A 21,026-nucleotide genomic window follows, 5' to 3' on the forward strand; every position below is an offset into this window, starting at 1 on the left:
CAACTCAAGGCAGACGATATGCCTTGTCCTTATATGTATAAACAGGCCAAAGGGAGTGGGCTAGTGCGCGTTTTTGCAATACCGGATCCGCAGGTACCGGATATAATGTCTTATTGGCATAGGTGAACTGTTGGGGTTTTTGCTGCTTTTGCAGCACAACAACTTTATCGTTTTCCATATAGGCTTGGGTGCCGGCAAACTGCATTATGGCCCGCCCGGGAATTTCATTAATATCCTGACGAGTTAAATCTATGCCAATGGCTGGGTGCTTAGATTCCACCCCAATTAAAGAAAGGAGCGTGGGCAGCATGTCCACTTGGCTGGTAACTCGTTGAACTGCCACAGGGTCGATATCTGCGCCCATAATCAATCCTGGTATCCTAAATTTACTAATAGGCACAAGTTCGTTGCCGTACACTCTATCGCTGTGATCAGCGATGATAAGAAATACGGTATCTTTCCAATAGTCCGATTGTTTAGCCTTTTCAATAAATTCCCCAAGGGCGTAATCGGCATATTTCACCGCATTGGCGACGGTATTTTTGGGTTGTTCAGCCAAGTCGATTCGACCATCAGGAAATTCAAATGGCGAATGATTTGTTGAGGTAAATACCAGACTGAAAAAGGGTTGTTCGTCACCAGACATAGCTTCAAAAGTTGCATGGGCTTGGTTGAGCAAATCCTCATCTGACACCCCCCAAGAGCCTACAAACTCGGGGTTCACAAAATCTTTCTGTTCGATAATCTGATTAAAGCCATTGTTGGAAAAGAAACGCTTCATGTTGTCGAAATGCGCTTCACCACCATATATAAAAGAGGTTTGATAATTTTGATCTGCTAATAATTGAGCTATAGTGAAAAAGTTATTTTGACTGCCGCCCAATTTAACCACAGAACGAGCGGGGGTGGGTAAGAAGCCAGTTATTACGGCTTCGATACCGCGCACCGAGCGAGTGCCAGTAGCATATAAATTTTCAAACCATATGCCCTGATTGGATAAACGGTCTAGATTAGGGGTTATATCTCTGCCACCCAAACTTCCCACAAAGTCAGCACCTAGGCTCTCTTCTAATATGATGACTAAGTTTTTACGAGTTGCTGGTTTATTAATTCTTTGCGAGTGTAATGTTGGGATATTTGGGTCTAAAAACTCACTTGGACTCAAATTCATCGAATTGAATACTTCAGATAACACCTCGGATTTGGCTAATTCTCCGTACTCCGGCATACCATTTTGTTCATGACGAAGTTTTTCGTAAAGGGCATAGGCTACAGAATAGCCTGAGCTCAACGGTAATGAATTGACTAAGGTATCTGATGAGAACGCCACAGTGCTTGGATTAACTGGCCTATGACCCACTGTCGATCTGGCCGCACTAACACACAGGATTAGCCCTAATACCGTCAATAATGGCGCACTCCAAAATATGGCGGGTCGGCTCTGAGACTCGAAGTACTTTAGCAGTCGGCCGAAATACCAGGTTAAGGTTGCGGTAACCGAAATCGCTAGGAAAAGCTGCAAAGGTACGGCTTTTAATAGCATTGAAATGACTTCTTTGGGATAGGCTAGGTACTCAATCATTAACACATTTGGTCGAAAATCATATTGACCAATAAAATTTGGAGTGATGCATTCAACGAATATTAACAATGCTGCTACTATCAAAAAATAAATTCGTAAAACCGGCATGGTCACGGCATAAGTCAGTCGGTTGAGCGACAACAAGGGGACCAGTAAAACTGGAATGATAATTAGTTGGGCCAATAGCACCAAATCAAATCGAACCCCCTGCAATAATACATACCAAACGCCATCAACCGCAGCTACACGGTCCAATTGCCAAACCACAAGTAAGGCTCGGCTAAGACTTAAAAATACTAATCCACAAGCTAAAAATCCTAGAATCGGCAGTGTCCAACGGTAATGATCGCGTTCCACAATGTTACTCAATTAATGTATCAGGCGGGCAGTCTATAGGTGCATATGTGAACCAAATGTCACATCAGAGACTCGAAAAAGGAGTTGTAGATCAAAAGTGCTCCGAATATGCTGTGTAATATGAAAATTTTGCTATTAGAAGATAATGTTCAACTCGCTGAATCTCTGGGTGAATACTTGGAAGGTGTCGGTTGTGAGTTGGATTATGCGTATAACGCAAAATCCTGTGTAAAGTTAGTCGAACAAAATCAATATGATGCCCTGGTGTTAGATATTTCCATGCCTGGCATGACGGGGTTACAGGCTTGTGAAGAGATACGCCAACGATTGCAAGTTGCCACCCCCTTATTATTCTTAACCGCCAGAGATAGTTTAGAAGACAAACTGATTGGATTTAACACGGGTTGTGATGACTACTTGGTTAAGCCTTTTGCGCCTGAAGAATTACACTGCCGTTTAAAGGCTTTGGAAGCTAGGGGGCCAAGACGAGACATAGGCATGCAGACATTTGGTGTGCTAACCATCAATCATGTTCACCAGAGCGTGGAGCGCGAAGGCATAACTATTCAATTGCACGCTACTCAGTTCAATCTTCTCAAGCAACTGATTAAAGCGAGCCCTAATGTGGTTTCAAGAGAAACATTAGAGCATGCGGTGTGGGGCGATGATCTGCCAGAAAGTGACGCCCTTCGCACCCATATGTATCGACTGCGTAATACGCTAGATAGACCTTTTAAAACGCCATTAATCACCACTGTACATGGAAAAGGTTACCGCCTTGAAACACACTAAAGCGATTCAAAATAAATTAACTGGCGCATTTATTATTACCACCTTTGTGATCAGTAGTTTGTACGGTTTATTGGTATTTAACGCCATGAAATATACCGAGGATGATATTCTTAACAGGCGACTATTAGCAGAAGCTGAATATTATTTCGACCAGGTCAAGAGTCAACCCTTGCAGGCGCTTTTGCCTGCCTCAAAAGGTCTTGTTAGTTATTTGTCCAGCTCTGCAGATTTGCCAGACTGGCTAAAAGCTGAACCCCTAGGTACGCGCGAATTACATGATAAAGAGTTGCACGTTGGGGTGTTTACTGTGCCGGGTACTAACGAGCGTTTGTACTTGTCATTGAACGAGCTAGAGTTGTCTAGCCTTGAAGGCGACCTATCAACACTGTTCTTAGTTCTTCTATCGGTAGGAGCAATGATTACCGTAGTTGGCTTGATGATAGGCTTATTTTTTAGTCGAGCCATTTCACAACCTATAATTAAATTAACAGAAGATGTTGAGAACAAGCAACGTAGTGGTAATACTCCATTTTACGGTGCAGATAGAAACGATGAAGTGGGCGCACTTAGCCGAGCGTTTAGTGGCTTGATAGGGCGCTTACAAGGATTTTTAGAGCGGGAAAAAGAGTTTACCCGTTACGCCAGTCACGAATTACGCACACCCATATCGTTAATTAAAAACGCCATCGCGGTGTTGCGTTTACCACAGCAAGATCCGCAGCGATATGAGCGTAATATTGGTCGAATTGAAAGTGCGACACTAGAGCTGCAAAGTCTAGTGGATACCTTTTTAACCCTAGGTCGAGAGACCTCCACTGAGTCCCAAAAAAACGTGGCACTTGTCGATGTCATCCAACATAACCTAGAGCGCAATCAACAGGTTAATGTCGGCAAGAAGTTTGATATAGAATTATCAATTCAGAGTGTCCCAGAGGTCATCAAGGGGGATAAAAAATTAATTGATATCTTAATCGATAACATTATTCGCAATATCTACACTCACGCCGATTCGACGGCAACCATTGTCATTAACAAGCATTCTATTTTATTTGAAAACAATTTTGTCGAGAACCCACGAGATTCGCTAGATAGAAAGACCTATGGCTTAGAGATCATATATAAGTTGGTGGATAAATGTGGATTCAAAATGACTAGAAAGGTGACCGATAAAAGCTATTTCATTGAGCTGATTCTGGAAGCCAATGAATAACAACAAATATAGATTAAACAGCGCTCAAATGTGCTCATGTAGCTGATGGCAGCAATGCGCCGTGCAGGACTAAAAACTGTCGGTTTCATCTTGAAGAGATGGAACCGACAGTAGCATTCATTCGGTTAAACAATAAATACTTTGAGGTTAGCGTGAAGCTCAGTAACTCGTTGGCTAATGGTGTTATTCGCATTCATCGTTGCCTTTGCACCTTCTTCTGTTACGTCGGCAAGTTGACTGATATTGATTAAATTACGGTTAATCTCTTCGGCAACCGCGGATTGCTCTTCAACTGCCGCTGCAACTTGTAGGTTCAGATCAGATATTTCTTCAATGGCGACTGCTGTTGTTTCAAAAGTTTCACTCGTTGTGGCGCTTTTTTGCAGACAGATACTCGCGCTATCGCTACCTTTGCTCATGCTTGCTACGGCATTGCTTGCTTCAGCTTTTAATCTTACCAGCAGGGCTTGGATATCAACTGTTGAAGTCTGTGTGCGTTGGGCTAAAGTACGGACTTCATCAGCAACCACTGCAAATCCTCGACCTGTCTCGCCCGCTCGAGCGGCTTCGATGGCAGCGTTTAGAGCCAGTAGATTGGTTTGCTCGGCAATACCTTGAATTGCTTCGAGTACACTACCGATGTTATTTGTTTCAGATACTAGATTTTGAATAACATTAGACGCTTCACTTACTTCGTCAGACAATTGCTGCATGATTGATTGTGTATCTAGGGCATCTTTCTTACCTTGCATAACATTATCTTTTACACGCTGTGTCACTTCAGCAGAGTGAGCAGCATTTCTTGCAACTTCTTGGGTTGTGGTGCTCATTTCGGTTACCGCAGTCGCCACCATCTCGGTCTCTAGGCGTTGTTTTGATACGTTGTGTTCGGTTTCGCTCATGGTTTGCATAGCAATTTGTGACGATACTCCAAGCTCATCGGCTTGCAGATTAGTGTTAGAGATGAGTACCCGTAACACAGCTGTAAATTTATTAAATGCTCGTGCTACATCACCTATTTCATCCTTGGCGGTATCATTTAGGGAAACGGTAAGATCACCATCGCCTTCAGCAATTTCAGCTAAACGCTTAGCTAACTGGTTAACTGGACGGGCAATTGCACGACCAATTACAATCGGTAAAATGATACCGATTATTGTTGCTATGACAAAAGTAACAATGATCCAAATGATACCACGTTGTTCATCGTGCTCGGCTGTTATAGCTGCTTCTAGGGTGAAGTTTTGGATATCATTTAACTGGGCACTAATTTCTTCCGTCACCTTCTTTTGTAATTCTTCAACCTCTATAGCTTGTTCAGCTAAATCAGAAATGTTCATTGATTGGGATTGAGCTAGAAGAGTAACTATTTGGCTATTTAATGTTTTGTAATGTTGTTCTATTTTTTTCAAGTTTTTCAATACACTCTGAGACTTTTGATTGATTTTCTCAGAATGATTTTGTTGCAGCATTTTATTGACATGACTTTCAGCTGTATCTATTTCAGCTAATACTTTTGTGGTAATTGAGTTAAATTGCTGTTTAGTGTTACTGAGTTTACCAAGGCCGTTGCCAATATTTTGCTCAGCCAATGCCATGTGGAACAAAGCTCGTTCAAATAGGATAGATTGTTCTGCTTGATGTTCTGAAATAAGTGTAAGCATGTTAGCTAGCGGGATATCTTCTTCTGCAATGTACTTTATTTCTTCACCTAGCTTTGCCATCTGAAGCATAGCAATGATGCCCATCACTATCATCAATGAAAGTTGGCAAAACCCCAGTATCTGTATTTTAGTGCCAATCTTAAACTTGCTAAACATTGGATTATTTCCTATCTTAAACACGGCCTTGGAAAGGCTTGCTTACGTTAAAGTTTCAACGACGGTTATACCGTCGTTGAATTTGTCAATTACCATAAAGACAGGGTGAAATTTGGGCGCTTTCAGTTCTTAATAAAGATAGAAACCCTCGTAGCAATGCAGTCCAGATTACAGAAGTCTTAGAATGGTTTAATAAAAGCCACGCCAAGAACATATGCTTCTTCACCATCGATGAAATCAACTGCTACCGTAGGGGCTACACCAAAGTCACCAAGATGGAAATCATAGCTAGCACTAAGGCGATAAAGATCTTCAGAATGGGGATGATCACCACCAAGCTTTTCTCTGCCTACGCCCATACCTAAGCGGACATTCTGAGTGGGATGGTAATATAGTGAAGCCAAAGAAACGGTTATTCCGTCACCGTGATGGGCGTCTTTGGTTTTTTCATATACTGCACCTGCACCCCAGTTAGTATTAAATTTGTACTCGTACTCGAAACCGTAGGTAAGTTCAGTTTCATTTTCGGCGTTAGTCATACCAATAAAAACACCTGGAAAGTGTTGTTCATCACCCGCTGCTGCAACCCCAAACGCAAAACAGGTGAGAAGTGTAGTAGAAAGTAACTTTTTTAAACTAATCATAAAGTGAGGATCCTAAATACAATGAAATCAGTTAATATCGATTGGCGTTATGTTAATGCAATCGATTCTATATAGTACTATACTTTGGTATGAAGAGTGGCGATAAATTGAATCAGTAGAAGCCTTTTCGAGTAAATTATTGAAAAATAACACCCGAGTTATTAATTGATAATATTTTGATTGTTAATTTTATTATTATGGCTTTTTTCGTAGTATCAAATTCATATTAGTTTTAAATTAAATTACCTTTGCTAATTGAGGTTAGTAAGTTTTTGTTTTTATGTTACTGATAATAATGGTTTTATTTTGGTTGTGGTTAAATCTCGCTGGTCAGGCTGTGTTTGATTTTTAAGTTGGAGTTTATAAAAAGTATCACTGAACTAAACTCGGAGTAAAATAACTTTCAGGTCAATATTTTCTAAATTTATATTCTTTATTGCCCAATTAAAAATACAAAGTGGTTATTATTTAATTGTGTTATATAAATACATACCTGTGTATTTTTGTTCGGTCTAATTAAACAATAATACTGAGTTCGCGTTAAAAATTACTCGGATATGTTTCTGGCCCATATTGTTACAGATTATTTTAGTTTTAAATCCTCAATAAAAATGTTCTGTAGAGTTGCAAAACTTGTTCAATCGAAGCATTAAGTCGATGGTCGCCATCAATCAGGTGCAAGGTGCATTTTGCCTGATGTGCATATTTGATTGAGTTATCTATCGGAATTATGTTGTCAGACCAACCGTGAGCAATCTCAACGTTGCTCAAATCAGTGGGGTAGGATTGGTGTTGATAGTCAGGCATATACAGCGCAGGAGCTAGTAAAAATATACCCTGCGGTTTATTGGCTTGTGCCGCGACGAGTGAAACATAACCTCCCATACTTGAGCCGACTAAAATGTATGGCTGAGTTTCCCTTTGCAAATAATTATTGAGCTTCGTTACCCGCTCGTCTGGATTGACTACAGCGGTATAATCTAGACTATCAACCTCTAAACCCAACGCTTTACTTAAATTGGCGAGCTTGGTTATTTTACTCCCCCAAGGCCCACTTTCTTTGCCGTGCGAGAAAACGACTTTCATATCACAATCCTAGTTAGGTTTTAAAAAATAGCATTAGCAGAATATCAAAGGGATAACGCATGTTAAATCCGCTGCTCTTCAACAAGACTAGAAGTTTTAGGCCTGAAAATGCAGCGAATGAACAGTAAAGGTGTTCAACATCAAGTGATGAAAACTCTTAATGGCCATATGTCATATATGCCGTATTTAGTGTCGCTCAGGTCATTAAGCCTCTTTCTGAACAGTCGCGATTCAATACAGCCCAGCTCCTATGAGTCATTGTTCCCTTTGAATGTGTTTTTATAGACCTAAAAGACCGCACCGCGATTAAGCTAGACTTAGTATACATTAACCGCGATTTAATTTAAATTGAGTGAACTGTCGATAGCTAGGCTACCGGCTAAAAACAATATCGGTCTGCTTATTAATTGTGGCATCACCTTCTCGTGGGGCTTTCAATATGGTGTCATATCCAAACAAGGTTAAGCCTATGAATCTGCTCAAACTTATCACCGCGGCATCTGCGATTTGTATTCTGTTCGCCTGTAATGAACCGCCACTAGCTGTTGATAAAAAAGCAGGCAGCGGAGTGGAACAACTAGAAACTGTGAGTGCAGAACAGCGCACTATCAACATCGAAGTGCAGTTTGATGGTATCGTGGAAGCGGTGAATCGTTCGACTGTTTCAGCCCAAACCAGTGGTCGAATTGTAGAATTGCCCTTTGATGTGGGGGACTTTGTCGCACAGGGTGAGGTGATTGCACGTTTGACCGACAGTGAGCAACAGGCCGCACTAGTCAATGCCAATGCACAACTAAACGATGCTCAGGCAAGATTTACAGAGGCAGACCAGCAACTGTCACGGATTAATGATGTCTTTTCACGAGGTGCAGTGTCTAAAGCAGATTTAGATAGAGCCAAAGCCGCACAAAATAGTGCTGCGGCTAGAGTTCAATCAGCCAAAGCGGCGATCACGGATGCCCAGCAAAGACTGTCATACACCAAGGTTGTTGCGCCCTATAGCGGGATATTAGTGCGCCGACTGGCCGATGTCGGCAGCACAGTTGCCCCAGGAAGCCCGTTGATGGAAGGGGTTTCACTTTCACATTTGCGTGTTCAAGTTGATGTGCCACAGAATTATATTGGCTCGCTAAGACAGCACAAACAAGCACGGGTGATACTTCCTGACGGTCAATCTATTGAGGCAGCGTCATTGCGCATACCCCCTTCGGCGGATACTGCTAGTCATAGCTTCAAATCGCTGGTGGAACTGCCTCAAGCTGAACGGGAGCCGCCATTATTTCCAGGTACTCTAGTAAAGGTTGCTTTTGCAACCGGCAGTGAAGAATCAGTTACATTGCCCGATGTTGCCGTAGCAAAACGTGGTGAAGTCAATGGCGTTTATGTATTGGACGCCAATCAAATGCTTGAATTTCGTTATGTTCGTCTCGGTAAACTGTTAGCGGGCGACCATAGGGTAGTAGAGGCAGGTATTGAGCAAGGCACACTAGTTGCGCTAGACCCAGTTGCTGCTGCCAGCGTATATAAATCCCAGCATTTTAATCACCAAAATTAAAGGAGCTGCGAATGTCTGCTGCCACACCGTTAGGGATTTCCGGGCGTATAGCCAAACAATTTCTGACATCAGAAATTACCCCACTATTGGCTGTGGTTGGATTGTTGCTTGGTTTGTTTGCTGTTTTGGTGACTCCTCGTGAGGAAGAGCCGCAAATTAATGTGACCTTTGCCAACGTGTACGTGGCTTTTCCTGGCGCCAGCGCTAAAGAAGTCGAGTCACTGGTTACTACCCCAGCAGAACAGATTGTGTCGGAAATCCAAGGGGTGGAACATGTCTACTCAGCCTCCTCACCGGGTATGGCTCTATTGACCGTTCGCTTTACCGTAGGCGAAGACAGAACGGATGCCATAGTGCGCTTATATAATGCCTTTTATTCAAATCAGGATACCTTTCCGGCTAATCTTGGCATCATGCCTGTCCTGATAAAGCCGAAAGGAATTGATGATGTACCTATCGTAAGCGGCACCATATGGAGTCAAAATCCAGATTTAACCAGTGTGGATTTACTCAGCATAGCCCGCGCGATGGAGGCCGAATTGCAGCGAGTGCCGGGTACACGTGAAATAAAAACCATTGGCGGGGCCGCATCCGTGGTCATGGTGAATTTCGATCCTGTTCGCTTGGCTTCATATCAATTATCTTTAAGTGATCTGCGACAAAGTTTAGCCGCTGCGAATGCTTCCGCTGATGCAGGCAACCTGATCAGTCAAAACGAACAAATTAAAGTCCAGGTTGGGTCATTTTTAACCTCTGCTCAAGACATTGCCGAACTGGTAGTGGGTGTATTTAAAGGTGCGCCGGTATTTCTGCGCGATGTGGCTGATGTCAGCCTTAGCCACGACAGCCCAGAACATTATGTAGCCTTTGGTATCGGTGCCGCCAGTTCACTTGATGTAACTGGCCGTTATCCCGCTGTCACTATGACAGTCGCGAAAAAGCCGGGCGAGAATGCCGTTGATGTGGCCAATGCTGTGATTGAGCGCTTCGACCAAATGCAGGGGATTTACTTTCCCGATGGGGTAGAAGCCACTATTACTCGCAATTACGGGGCCACCGCAGAAGAAAAAGCCCAGACGCTAATTAAGAAGCTAATATTTGCTACCTTATCGGTAATAGTGCTGGTGATGATAGCACTGGGTCGGCGGGAAGCCTTTGTCGTGGGGGCGGCGGTCGTTGCAACCCTAGCGATTACCCTATTCGCCTCATGGGCATGGGGTTTTACCTTAAACCGAGTCTCGTTGTTCGCATTGATTTTCTCCATCGGCATCCTGGTGGATGATGCAATCGTGGTAGTGGAAAACATTCACCGGCATATGACTTTAGGTGGCAGAGAGTTAAAAGACGCCATTCCTATTGCTGTAGATGAAGTGGGCGGCCCTACAATTCTGGCAACTTTTACGGTTATCGCAGCGTTATTACCTATGGCGTTCGTCAGCGGATTGATGGGTCCGTACATGCGACCTATTCCGATCAATGCGTCTACGGGTATGCTCATCAGCTTAGCAGTTGCTTTCATTCTGACCCCATGGTTATTTTTACGCCTATTCAAAAACCAACCTCATCATGCTACTGAAGAAACAAGCACTAACAGCCGTTTTCTGAATCTGTTTACACGCCTACTGAACCCGTTTTTAAACAAAGTCGCAGGAAGGATGAACCGAATTTGGCTGCTGATAGTTATCTTGGTGTTGATTGCGCTGTCATTGTTACTGGTAGTAAATCGCGGGGTGATGATGAAAATGTTGCCCTTCGATAATAAAAGTGAATTTCAGCTAGTAATTGATATGCCAGAAGGCACCACCCTTGAACAGACCTTTGCCACCTTGCAGGCGCTGGCGGATGATCTGGAAGCCTTACCTGAAATGGACAACTATCAGCTCTATGCGGGCACTGCTGCCCCCATCAATTTTAATGGCTTGGTGCGACAATATTACCTGCGCAGAGAAGCCAATATGGGGGAGGTTCAGGTCAATCTGGCGCATAAGGATTTGCGCAATCGCAAAAGCCACACCATTGCCCTTGAAGCGCGAAAGTTAATTGCCGCCACAGCAAAAGCACACAACGCCAATGTTAAAGTGGTGGAAATGCCACCGGGCCCGCCAGTGCAAGCCCCACTGGTCGCTGAAGTATACGGTTTAGATTATCAACGTCAGTTGAATGTAGCACAACAAGTGAAACGGCAATTCACTAAAGCAACAGATGTGGTGGATGTAGATGACAGTGTTGAAGCCCCTCAGCGTAAATGGATCCTAGCCATTGACCGAGCCAGAGCCGCCAAACTTGGCGTGAGCCAGGCCAGTATTGTGGCAGACATGACCGCCGCGTTGGCTGGCGAGGACAGCTCTTATCTACATCAAGAGCAAGCGAAAGTCGCCATCCCTATTCGTTTAACCTTGCCGGTGGTAAATAAAAACGATTTACTGGCACTGCAAAATCTGCGGGTTCGCGCTCAATCCGGTGAATTGATTGCTTTGTCTGAGGTCACTATTTTACAACAGCAATTGCGTGAGCAAACGATTTATCATAAAGACTTACTCCCTGTAGTGTACGTAACGGGTGACGTGGCGGGTGAAACTGACAGCCCTTTGTATGGTCTGGCTGAAATCGCCTCAAGCCTAGATGAACATAGGGTGGAAGGCGAGATTATTGAACAGTACTATATTCAGCAGCCGGAAAATCCATACAAGTGGAGTATGAAATGGGATGGTGAGTGGCAGGTTACCTATGAAACCTTCCGTGATATGGGCATAGCATACTCTATCGGCCTGTTAATGATTTACTTGTTAGTCGTCGCCCAATTTCGCTCCTACTCGATACCGCTAATCATCATGGCACCGATCCCTCTGACCATTATTGGTATCATGCCTGGCCATGCTTTACTTGGGCAGCAATTTACCGCCCCGTCAATGATCGGTATGATAGCCCTTGCGGGGATCATAGTGCGCAATTCCATCCTACTGGTAGACTTTATTCAGCAACAGGTTCGCGAAGGTAAAGACTTACAAGCTGCAACCATAGAAGCAACAGCTGTCCGGTCTGTCCCTATTGCGCTAACCGCTCTGGCTGCCATGATGGGGGGCTTCTTTATTATTGATGATCCCATCTTTGGTGGGCTAGCCGTATCGCTGATATTTGGTTTACTGGTATCCACCTTGTTAACGTTAATTGTCATTCCAGTGGTGTTTTATGCATATCAGTATCAGAAAAATGAAAGCCACGTTTGACTTTGGGTTAAAAAATGACCGAACCTAAGTGGTGAACTCATGGAGCGTGCTGCATTAGAACTTTGGGTCTTATTAAGTTACCACTATAGTTAAGCCAGAAAGTATTCTGTCTTGATGTATCTAGCGGGTTTTTCAAAATACGCCAAACCGCTATAATTGCTAATAGTTATAAGGGAAAATAATGTCCAATACACTTATACATAATGAAAAAGAATGTAAATATGAGTATCATATTGACGGCCATATTGCTTACATCACTTATGATGTACAAGGTGATAAGGTGCATCTAACCCACACTATAGTACCGGATGATCTGGCTGGTAAAGGCCTAGCCAAGACGCTTCTGGAGGATGTGCTAGAAGAAATTAAAAAGGCTAATAAAAAAGCCGTTGCCCAGTGTTCTTACGTGGTTAGATATCAAGAAAAACATCCTCAAGCGAGCGACCTATTTGCTTGATTACGCTAACGGTCGGTTTGAATTGATCTGGTAGAAACATGCGTAAGCCGATTTTGAATCTTTTGCACTTAACCAACGTTTTATTCAACAGGTTCAATTCAATTCTGCTTTATTGGGCTAAGCAAGCTTGAATATGTTCAGCCCAGTAATTTGGCTGGTGGACTACTGCCCGATCACCAATCGATATTTCGCATACACAAGTTTGTTTACTACCGGAGCGAGGTAGCGGAAGCACAATAATACCGGTGTGTTGTGCGTAGCTTACGATTCTTGCCGCTAAGTCTTGGGCGCTCATATCAAAGTGCAGGTGAAACATAGCGACCTGAGGGTTAGCTGGCACTATGCTCAATGGCGCGCAGCGCAAAGCGTCACATAATTGCCGTGTATAATCGACAAATTGCGGCATGGCAGATAGGTATTTGTTAAGCCCAGCGCGGGCGGCGATGACCTCAGGGTAAAGTGTAATCGGGTTTCCTCCAGCTCTTCGTGCCCAAACTCGCGCCTGATCAATGAGCTTGTCACTGCCAAGTAGTGCTGCACCGGATATTCCGCCTAGATCTTTATAAAAGCTGACATAAATACTATCAAATAGTGAGGCGATCTCGGCAAGGGGGCGCTGGTAAAATTCTGTGGTTTGCCATATCCTAGCGCCATCTAAATGCAATTTTATTCCATGCTCCTTACACCATGCTTTAATCGTGGTCAGGTCACTCCAACTGGGTAACTGACCACCTATTTCACGCATCGGTGTTTCAATTATAATCGCAGCTGTCGTCGCAGGATCCAGCTTGCCGAAGTCGTCTATAGTTAAGACCTGATTATAGGTGCCCATTTCAGCCACGTTTAAGCCCCAGAGTTGCTCAATCGCCCTATGTTCATGCAGCAAAAGATGGGATGTTGGGTGCAATCCCACATATGAACGGCCCGTTAGTTGGCTATAGCATTTGAGTGCCGCACACTGAGCGAGGGTTCCTGTAGGAAGAAAAAGGCAACTTTGGGTTGAGAATAATTGACTTAACTGTTGCTCAAAATCGCTAATTATCCCGCCTCTACCATAGCTGTCGCGACTGTCGTTGCTAGTTATAGATTGACTCAACAGCTTAAGCTCATCGGCCATGTCCAGTTGTTGATGGCGATGGATAGCAGCTTTAGCGTGGGCGTGAAGCTCGTCAAAGCGGGTTTTAAGTAAATCAGATATCAGCGTCATAGTGTTATTTCATGTGGATTTTACCGCCAATAATCTTATATGCAGGCGTACCTCGAATCAAAGTTTCTCTGGCAAACTCTTGTTTACAGCCAGGGCAATGACAGGGTGTTGTTGTGTGATCTTCTACAATGCGTTCTAAAAAACACTTTAATAGTGCTCCCTTACCGCCCTTACGGTATTTAAACAGCAACGTCTTACACTGCAAGCACGAAATTAGCACCGTGCGTTTAGGTCCCTTTTTATTTGGCTTTGCCATATTACCCAACAGGTTGTTGCTTTATTCGTTATGGTACTCACAAAGCGAGTTAAAAACACTATTGCCCATTTTAGTCCATTGGGTTTTGTTATTTGAATTTTAGATTTCATACAAGTGACTATGGCTGAAAGCTAATGCCAGACCCCTCACACTATAAACAGTTTGATTTTTCCTTACTCTTTTTGAAGTGCTATAATGCGCCACCGCTGCATTCCTGATGTTGTAAATCGTTTCCCGATAGGGTCAAAATAAGGAATGAAAGGGCAAAATCCCGCATTGCGAATTTGCTGTGGAAAATAGATATATACCATATAAAACAAAGGCCTAACTTGAAACCTACGACTCAACCACTCAATCGCACCATCTCAGTCGCTCCAATGCTGGATTGGACTGATAAACATTGTCGCTATTTTTTACGGCAGATATCCCAGCATGCATTGTTGTATACAGAAATGGTAACTACTGGGGCAATCATATTCGGCAAAGGCGACTACTTGGCATTTAATGATGCTGAGCATCCCGTGGCATTGCAATTAGGTGGTTCTGATCCTGTCGATATGGCTCGTTGTGCGGTTTTAGCCCAACAACGTGGTTACGATGAAGTGAACATTAATGTTGGCTGCCCTTCCGATAGAGTACAAAATGGTCGCTTTGGGGCGTGTCTGATGGCCGAGCCGGACACTGTGGCTACCTGTATCAAAGCCATGCAAGCTGAAGTGGATATTCCCGTTACAGTCAAATCCCGGATCGGTATTGACCAGATGGATGAATATGAAGATCTTACCCGCTTTATTGATGTGGTTGCTGACAGCGGCTGTGACACCTTTATTGTGCATGCCCGCAAAGCCTGGCTGAAAGGCCTTAGCCCAAAAGAAAACCGCGATGTACCGCCGCTAATGTACGATAGGGTGTATCACCTCAAGCAGCAGTTTCCTGATCTACACATCAGTATAAATGGCGGAGTGAAAACACTGGATGATACGGATCTGCATTTAAACTATATTGATGGTGTGATGATTGGTCGTGAGGTTTATAGCAACCCTTATATCCTCGCTGAAGTTGATAGCCGTTATTATCAGGATAACCACAGTATTCCTAGTCGTCACCAAATTGTGCACAACATGATTGCCTATGCTCAGACTCAGCTCGATGAGCCTTATGCTCGGATTTGGCATATCGCTCGACATATGCTCGGTTTGTTTCAGGGCCAACCTGGCGCGAGGATTTGGCGCAGGTATCTTAGTCAAAATGGCACCCAAAAAGGAGTCGGGGTTGAATTGCTAAGTGATGCACTAGCTGTACTTGACGAAGCTCAATTGCAAGCCGAAAAATTTCAGAGTGAGTCGTTCATTAACAGAGTTGGTTAAATTAACCAAGCTCATTGGTTAAAAATACTAAAAAGTAACTTTAGTGCAAATAATAGCCTGCGTCAAACACCCTCGCAAATCACGAGGGTTTCTATAAATTCCTTAATAATCAATGATATGTAAATTTTATTTGTAGTTGGCACAACTATCGCAATAGTAATTGCGACTTAACTAGTAACTGAATAATCAGTGACTAAATTGGAAAACCAACTCAAAGGAAAATACCATGTTTACTAAATTGACTACTGCTACTATCGTACTTTCAGGTTTATTTTTATCAGCTAATACTCAAGCAAACGAAGTGTCTGTTGAGCAATTGGTGGGTAGTTTTGTTTCACAGGCTGTTTATGCTACTCAACAAGAAATTAGTTACAGCGTGCAAGAAGCCGTTCTAACTGCAAATAATACAATTGGTTTTGAAACAGAAGCTCAAACCTATGCGACTAATGTGACTATTACGGATCTTGAAAGCACCGAAGTTGTAAGCAAATCTGAAAATGATAAAGCTGAGTAATAGGGGGGCGTTGTTATGATTAATCATATACACCTTTTAACTCTGTTATTTGCACCGGTTATGGCATATCTCGCAGCAGCACTGATATTTAGTCTGATTGAGAGTCGCAGTAGTCATGAAGTACCGGTTAACGCCAAAAAAATTCATTATCATGACGGTCATATTTCGTAGTTTTGACCGTCATTAATCTAGTCGGATAAGACTTTAGATTACTCAATCTCCCTTTCTCCAAACTAACCCGCCTGCGAGTCACTAAACGTCACACTAGTTGCAAAATTCTAACTCTCTCAATCAATCAAATTTATAATTGTGCAATAAATATTAACTTATAGTTTATATGTTGTTGAATAATACTTGAATGCACAAGTAAATTATTTAAGCATCAAAATGCCAGAATTTAATCAAGAGATGACGATCATAACCGCGCTCAACTTTGCAGCCGTCAGATTAAGTAAGAAAATAGACCGTGCGTTCAGTGTGCATGGCGTCAGTTATAGCGAATTCATGGCGCTACACATTTTACATAGCAGTCCAAACCATAGTCTAAGTCGAATTGCGTTGGCCGAAGCCATGGTAATGACAGCGTCTGGGATAACACGGATGATCAATCCATTGCAGAAGATGCATTTAATCGAAAAAGAAAATAACCCTAGAGATGCAAGAGTTAGCCTGGTTAAGTTGTCCAAAGCTGGATTGGAATTGTATGAAAATGCGTGGATCACATTTCAGGCCACGAGCCAATCACTATTACCGGAATTACGGCAATATCAAACTGACTCGATTTTGCACATCCTCAACGACCTCAATCCACGATGAATAGCCTAACTCCATGCGCTGACTGGTTAGTATTGTTAGCCTTTGGAGAAATGTTACCTACCTAGCAAATAATCCACGAATAAGATTAAGCAAGTCTCTAAATTGTCAATTATCTTGAGCTAATGATCGCAGCGGACGATGCTTTATACAATTAAACTTAGCGTTATCTATCGAAACATTAGATCCAACATATCCGAACACTAGCCTAAGCTGTCAACAACTCCCTCTTTAATCTTTTTAAATTGACCAACTGATTAGTGTTTTTGACCAATTATGTTTGTAGAACGATTTTGATGAAGTTCTGATAATTAGTTTTAGATTAAATAAAATCCTATAAAATCAGTGATTTATGTGTTTTTGTAAGATTGGCACGACACTTGTAATAGATTAATTAAGTTAAGTGTTAACTATTTGAGAATCGCAGCTTTGCAATTCTTTCTTAATTACTCATAAACATCGTGGAGGATAGATAAATGGGTATGTTTTCAAGAATGACCGACATAGTACAAGCCAACATTAATGCAATTTTGGACAAAGCGGAAGATCCACACAAAGTGATCCGTTTAATTATTCAAGAGATGGAAGAGACGCTGGTAGAAGTTCGTTCAGTTGCTGCACGCAGTTTAGCTGATAAGAAACAATTACTGCGTAAACAAGATAAGTTAGAAGGCCAAATCGAAGATTGGCAATACAAGGCCACCATCGCAGTGAAAAAAGATCGTGAAGATCTTGCCCGAGCGGCTTTGGCCGAAAAACATAATGCTGAACAGGCTCTGTCACAATTAGCCAAGGAAATGGTCGTAATTGAAGAGGCGATTGTAAAATTGCAGGAAGACACAGCTCGTCTACAGGATAAGTTGAAAGAAGCCAAGAGTCGTCAGAAGTCGCTGGATATCAGACAACAGTCTGCCACTGCTCGTCTTAAACTGAAAACGACCCAGCATGTGGAAAAAATTGATTTTGCAATCACCAAGTTTGAACACTACGAAAGACGCATTGATGACTTGGAATCTCAAGTAGATGCATACGACTTGGTTTCAAACACCAATAGCTTAACGGCTGAAATTCAGCAGCTTGAACAAGATGAGAATATCGAGAAAGAGTTGCAAGCGATTAAACAAAAAGTCGCTTAAATAGTAATTATCTCCTGAGGCCGTAATTGCGGCCTCTGGTGAAGCCAGTCAATATGCTTTAGGAGTAGAACAATGAAAGATTTTATAAACAGCAAACAAATATATCGTGACACCGTTAGAGGTAAAGTTTCAGGGGTTTGTGCCGGCTTAGCTAGCCATTTCAATGTTGACGCCTGGGTAGTAAGAATTGCCGCCATTGCAGCTTTTATTTTTATGCCTGTTGTTGTTGCTATTGCTTATCTGTTAGCGGTCATATTAATACCTACTCGGTAATTTGGGAGAACAGTCATGAAGAACTTCGCACTTGCTATTCTAATTGCCGTATTGATTACCTATAGCTGCGGCTTGATTGCAAACCATTGGTTAGATTTTTCTATCCATTTGGACGATCACATGTTTGGTCCATTGGAATCGATTGCTGGTATAACGATAGTAGGAGCAATCATGGCCGTGATCGGTGTGGTAGTTGCGGTGAGTATCTTTGGCGCATTGATGATAGGTCTGGTCGCGGCGGTGCTAGCGTTGTTTGTTGCTGGACTGAGTGTATTCTGGCCGATGATATTAGTCATAGCTTTCATCGTTTGGTTAGTGCGAGACAAACGCCAGCCACAATATTGATTTGGCTATTATAGTTGCATTTATGCATCTGGCTATAGCAATACAGCCTATAATAAAGAATAATTGCCACAAGGATCATTAGCTAAAATTTGAGAATTATTGTGGGAAAAATTTTAAAGATTGGTGCAATTTTGTCGCTACTAGTTAGTACTTGCAGCTTTGCAGACTTACTAGTAGAACACGCCACTGTCAGACTATTACCTCCAGGGGTGCCTAATACCTCAGCATATTTTACTATTGAAAATACTGGGGAAACAGACAGATATCTGGTTTCAGCCAGTTCCACTTTCTCTGCCTCAACTGAACTGCACGCTCACATCATGGATGGCGAAATGATGCGAATGGAGCAACAACAGCAAGTTATGATCCCCGCTGGTGAAAAAGTCATGTTCAAGCCGGGAGGGTTACACCTTATGATCTTTGGCCTAAAAGCACCTTTAAAAGAACAACAAAAAGTTAGCTTTACCCTTTACACTAAAGACAAGCACCAGATTGAAGTGATTGGCAACGTGGTTTTACCTGGCGAAGAGCATTCTCATCACCACCACTAAGGTTCTGCTAAAATAAATTAACCCAATATAAGGATGATATTATGCAACGCTTCTTTACTGCCAAATGGATTACCACAGCTTTTGTGGTCATCATCTTTTTATTTTGGTTGCTCTCTGTTTACTGGAGTTCCGAGCCGGATCTTTTCAATGTAAGATTGACCGCTCAACAACAGGCTCAGCAAAATGGCGAGCAAGTGGTCGTGGGTTATACCACCACACATACTTTGATTAAAGTGGTCGAATCTTTGATGGACAAGCCTGGCGGTTATCTTTCAAACGATGTGATGCCCCCCAGTGTATTTATGGACAATATGCCAAGGTGGGAGTTTGGGGCATTAGAAATGTCGCGGGATTTGGCATTGGCTATGCGCAAAGATTTTAGTCGTTCGCAGTCTCAGTCGCGGGAAAATTCACAACTAATTAAAGCCCAACCGGCACTTAATATGAACCATCTAAATTGGATGTTGCCGTCGGCTGAATCTATGTATCGAGATTCTCTCAAAGAACTTTATTTATATCGCGCAGATCTTGCCGATAGAAGCCAAGGTGAAGCGCAGTTTTATGCCCGTGCAGATAACTTACGAGATTGGCTGAAAAATGTAGAAAAACGTTTGGGGAACTTATCGCAGAAACTAAGCGCAAGTGTTGGTCACTCCTCGGTTAATATAGACTTGGCGGGTGATGCTGAGGCGCAACAATCTACTCCCACTCCATCTAATTTGTTTGAAAAAACCAGTTGGTGGAAAACCGATGATAATTTCTATGAAGCACGAGGCGCATCTTGGGCCTTGATCCATTACCTCAAAGCTATAGAAGTGGATTTCGCTGATGTATTGGAAAAGAAAAACGCTACTGTTAGTTTGCGTCAAATTATTCGCGAACTTGAATCAACCCAACAGACGATTTGGAGTCCGATGATCCTAAATGGTAGCGGTTTAGGTATGTTAGCTAATCACTCGTTAGTTATGGCGAACTATATTTCCCGTGCAAATGCTGCTTTAATTGAGCTAACTGAACTTTTAAATCAAGGATAACTTTGTGAAACATTCTTTCAAATCAGCATTATTAGCGGTTTCAATGATCGCAGTACCCGTTCAAGCTGATACTTTACTGGGATTATACGTTGGGGCCCAGGCTTGGAATATGGATACTGAGGGTGGGTTTGCAAACGATGCCTCGCTAACCAATTTTGATTTTGATACCGAAACTAAAAGTAGCTTCTCTGTGGCGTTGGAGCATCCGGTGCCGCTGCTGCCGAATATTAAAGTCCGTCGTACCACGCTCGATACCGGGGGCGATGTAACACTGAACAGTAATTTCACTTTCAACGGCGAAATTTTTAGTGTGGATACACCGTTGATGAGTCAAGTCGATCTGACAAATACCGATTTCATTCTATATTATGAGTTATTCGATAATGACCTAGTAAGCTTCGATTTTGGTATCAATGGTAAATACATTGACGGTGAAATCTTCGTTCAAGACAGTGCAGATGCCACTAAATTTGCCCGTGAGCAGTTTTCCGGCGTGGTACCTATGGTCTATTCACGCTTGTATTTAGGAATGCCATTAACAGGCTTAGGCGTGTATGCTGAAGGCAGTTATTTGTCCATAGACGACCATACCCTAAGCGACTTCGAAGTCGCTTTAGCCTATGAATTTGTTGATAATTTAGCCATAGATATGACTCTTCAACTGGGCTATCGAGAAACCACTTTAGAATTGGATGATCTGGATGATATCTATTCAGATTTAGCATTTAGCGGTGTGTTCCTAGGCTTAGAAGTCCACTTCTAAAATAATTTCAATTTTTGTAAGTCCAATAAGTAATAAA

Annotated in this window: 21 protein-coding genes; 15 read left to right on the top strand and 6 right to left on the bottom strand. The window is 42.6% G+C overall.

Annotation, left to right across the window (positions count from 1 at the left end; all coding sequences use genetic code 11):
* Positions 1-4: 4 nt before the first annotated feature.
* Entirely contained in the window at positions 5-1,939 is a 1,935-nt protein-coding gene (locus QR722_RS02390; RefSeq protein ID WP_286285157.1) for an LTA synthase family protein, read from the bottom strand.
* Between the two features lie 120 nt (positions 1,940-2,059).
* Between QR722_RS02390 and QR722_RS02395 the strand changes: the two genes are divergently transcribed.
* Positions 2,060-2,731, top strand: a complete 672-nt coding sequence (locus QR722_RS02395; protein WP_286285158.1) for a response regulator transcription factor — start codon at positions 2,060-2,062, stop codon at positions 2,729-2,731.
* Positions 2,718-3,941, top strand: a complete 1,224-nt coding sequence (locus QR722_RS02400) for a sensor histidine kinase (RefSeq protein WP_286285159.1) — start codon at positions 2,718-2,720, stop codon at positions 3,939-3,941. The genes QR722_RS02395 and QR722_RS02400 overlap by 14 nt, the downstream gene beginning before the upstream one ends.
* A 125-nt stretch (positions 3,942-4,066) precedes the next feature.
* Here the strand turns inward: QR722_RS02400 and QR722_RS02405 are convergent, their stop codons facing one another.
* The 3 genes from QR722_RS02405 to QR722_RS02415 form a co-directional block, all read right to left on the bottom strand.
* Positions 4,067-5,761: a methyl-accepting chemotaxis protein gene (locus QR722_RS02405; RefSeq protein WP_286285160.1), complete on the bottom strand. Its 1,695-nt coding sequence runs from the start codon at positions 5,759-5,761 to the stop codon at positions 4,067-4,069.
* 179 nt (positions 5,762-5,940) lie between these two features.
* Positions 5,941-6,405: a hypothetical protein gene (locus QR722_RS02410; RefSeq protein ID WP_286285161.1), complete on the bottom strand. Its 465-nt coding sequence runs from the start codon at positions 6,403-6,405 to the stop codon at positions 5,941-5,943.
* Between the two features lie 594 nt (positions 6,406-6,999).
* Positions 7,000-7,491: a YqiA/YcfP family alpha/beta fold hydrolase gene (locus QR722_RS02415; protein ID WP_286285162.1), complete on the bottom strand. Its 492-nt coding sequence runs from the start codon at positions 7,489-7,491 to the stop codon at positions 7,000-7,002.
* Between the two features lie 469 nt (positions 7,492-7,960).
* Between QR722_RS02415 and QR722_RS02420 the strand changes: the two genes are divergently transcribed.
* The 3 genes from QR722_RS02420 to QR722_RS02430 all read left to right on the top strand — a co-directional run bounded on the left by QR722_RS02420 (position 7,961) and on the right by QR722_RS02430 (position 12,730).
* On the top strand, positions 7,961-9,046 hold the full coding sequence (locus QR722_RS02420; protein ID WP_286285163.1) for an efflux RND transporter periplasmic adaptor subunit: 1,086 nt from the start codon (positions 7,961-7,963) through the stop codon (positions 9,044-9,046).
* 11 nt (positions 9,047-9,057) lie between these two features.
* Positions 9,058-12,273 (top strand): efflux RND transporter permease subunit, encoded by a 3,216-nt coding sequence (locus QR722_RS02425; protein ID WP_286285164.1) that lies wholly within the window; start codon positions 9,058-9,060, stop codon positions 12,271-12,273.
* 181 nt (positions 12,274-12,454) lie between these two features.
* The gene (locus QR722_RS02430) at positions 12,455-12,730 is read left to right on the top strand and encodes a GNAT family N-acetyltransferase (RefSeq protein WP_286285165.1); all 276 of its coding nucleotides are present in this window, start codon (positions 12,455-12,457) and stop codon (positions 12,728-12,730) included.
* A gap of 109 nt (positions 12,731-12,839) precedes the next feature.
* Here the strand turns inward: QR722_RS02430 and QR722_RS02435 are convergent, their stop codons facing one another.
* Both QR722_RS02435 and QR722_RS02440 read right to left on the bottom strand, forming a co-directional pair.
* On the bottom strand, positions 12,840-13,937 hold the full coding sequence (locus QR722_RS02435) for a threonine aldolase family protein (RefSeq protein WP_286285166.1): 1,098 nt from the start codon (positions 13,935-13,937) through the stop codon (positions 12,840-12,842).
* A 4-nt stretch (positions 13,938-13,941) separates the two neighbouring features.
* On the bottom strand, positions 13,942-14,193 hold the full coding sequence (locus tag QR722_RS02440; protein ID WP_286285167.1) for a hypothetical protein: 252 nt from the start codon (positions 14,191-14,193) through the stop codon (positions 13,942-13,944).
* A 377-nt stretch (positions 14,194-14,570) separates the two neighbouring features.
* Here QR722_RS02440 and dusA point away from each other — a divergent pair, with 377 nt between their 5' ends.
* From dusA to QR722_RS02490, 10 genes are all read left to right on the top strand, one after another.
* Positions 14,571-15,560: a tRNA dihydrouridine(20/20a) synthase DusA gene (gene dusA / locus QR722_RS02445; RefSeq protein WP_502872462.1), complete on the top strand. Its 990-nt coding sequence runs from the start codon at positions 14,571-14,573 to the stop codon at positions 15,558-15,560.
* 226 nt (positions 15,561-15,786) lie between these two features.
* Positions 15,787-16,074: a hypothetical protein gene (locus QR722_RS02450; protein WP_286285169.1), complete on the top strand. Its 288-nt coding sequence runs from the start codon at positions 15,787-15,789 to the stop codon at positions 16,072-16,074.
* A 15-nt stretch (positions 16,075-16,089) separates the two neighbouring features.
* Positions 16,090-16,245 carry a hypothetical protein gene (locus QR722_RS02455; protein WP_286285170.1) on the top strand — a complete coding sequence of 52 codons (156 nt, stop codon included), beginning with the start codon at positions 16,090-16,092 and terminating at the stop codon, positions 16,243-16,245.
* Between the two features lie 216 nt (positions 16,246-16,461).
* Positions 16,462-16,890 (top strand): MarR family winged helix-turn-helix transcriptional regulator, encoded by a 429-nt coding sequence (locus QR722_RS02460; RefSeq protein WP_286285171.1) that lies wholly within the window; start codon positions 16,462-16,464, stop codon positions 16,888-16,890.
* A gap of 473 nt (positions 16,891-17,363) precedes the next feature.
* Positions 17,364-18,023, top strand: coding sequence for a phage shock protein PspA (gene pspA / locus QR722_RS02465; RefSeq protein WP_286285172.1), 660 nt, complete (start codon positions 17,364-17,366; stop codon positions 18,021-18,023).
* Positions 18,024-18,095: 72 nt separating this feature from the next.
* The gene (locus QR722_RS02470; protein WP_286285173.1) at positions 18,096-18,296 is read left to right on the top strand and encodes a PspC domain-containing protein; all 201 of its coding nucleotides are present in this window, start codon (positions 18,096-18,098) and stop codon (positions 18,294-18,296) included.
* Positions 18,297-18,311: 15 nt separating this feature from the next.
* Complete coding sequence (locus tag QR722_RS02475; RefSeq protein WP_286285174.1) at positions 18,312-18,641, top strand: hypothetical protein; 330 nt, start codon at positions 18,312-18,314, stop codon at positions 18,639-18,641.
* A 101-nt stretch (positions 18,642-18,742) separates the two neighbouring features.
* Positions 18,743-19,192 (top strand): copper chaperone PCu(A)C, encoded by a 450-nt coding sequence (locus QR722_RS02480; protein WP_286285175.1) that lies wholly within the window; start codon positions 18,743-18,745, stop codon positions 19,190-19,192.
* A 41-nt stretch (positions 19,193-19,233) separates the two neighbouring features.
* The gene (locus QR722_RS02485) at positions 19,234-20,226 is read left to right on the top strand and encodes a DUF2333 family protein (protein ID WP_286285176.1); all 993 of its coding nucleotides are present in this window, start codon (positions 19,234-19,236) and stop codon (positions 20,224-20,226) included.
* A 4-nt stretch (positions 20,227-20,230) separates the two neighbouring features.
* Positions 20,231-20,989, top strand: coding sequence for a TIGR04219 family outer membrane beta-barrel protein (locus tag QR722_RS02490; protein ID WP_286285177.1), 759 nt, complete (start codon positions 20,231-20,233; stop codon positions 20,987-20,989).
* Positions 20,990-21,026: the final 37 nt, after the last annotated feature.

The sequence above is a fragment of the Aliiglaciecola sp. LCG003 genome, assembly GCF_030316135.1.
Lineage (GTDB): Bacteria > Pseudomonadota > Gammaproteobacteria > Enterobacterales > Alteromonadaceae > Aliiglaciecola.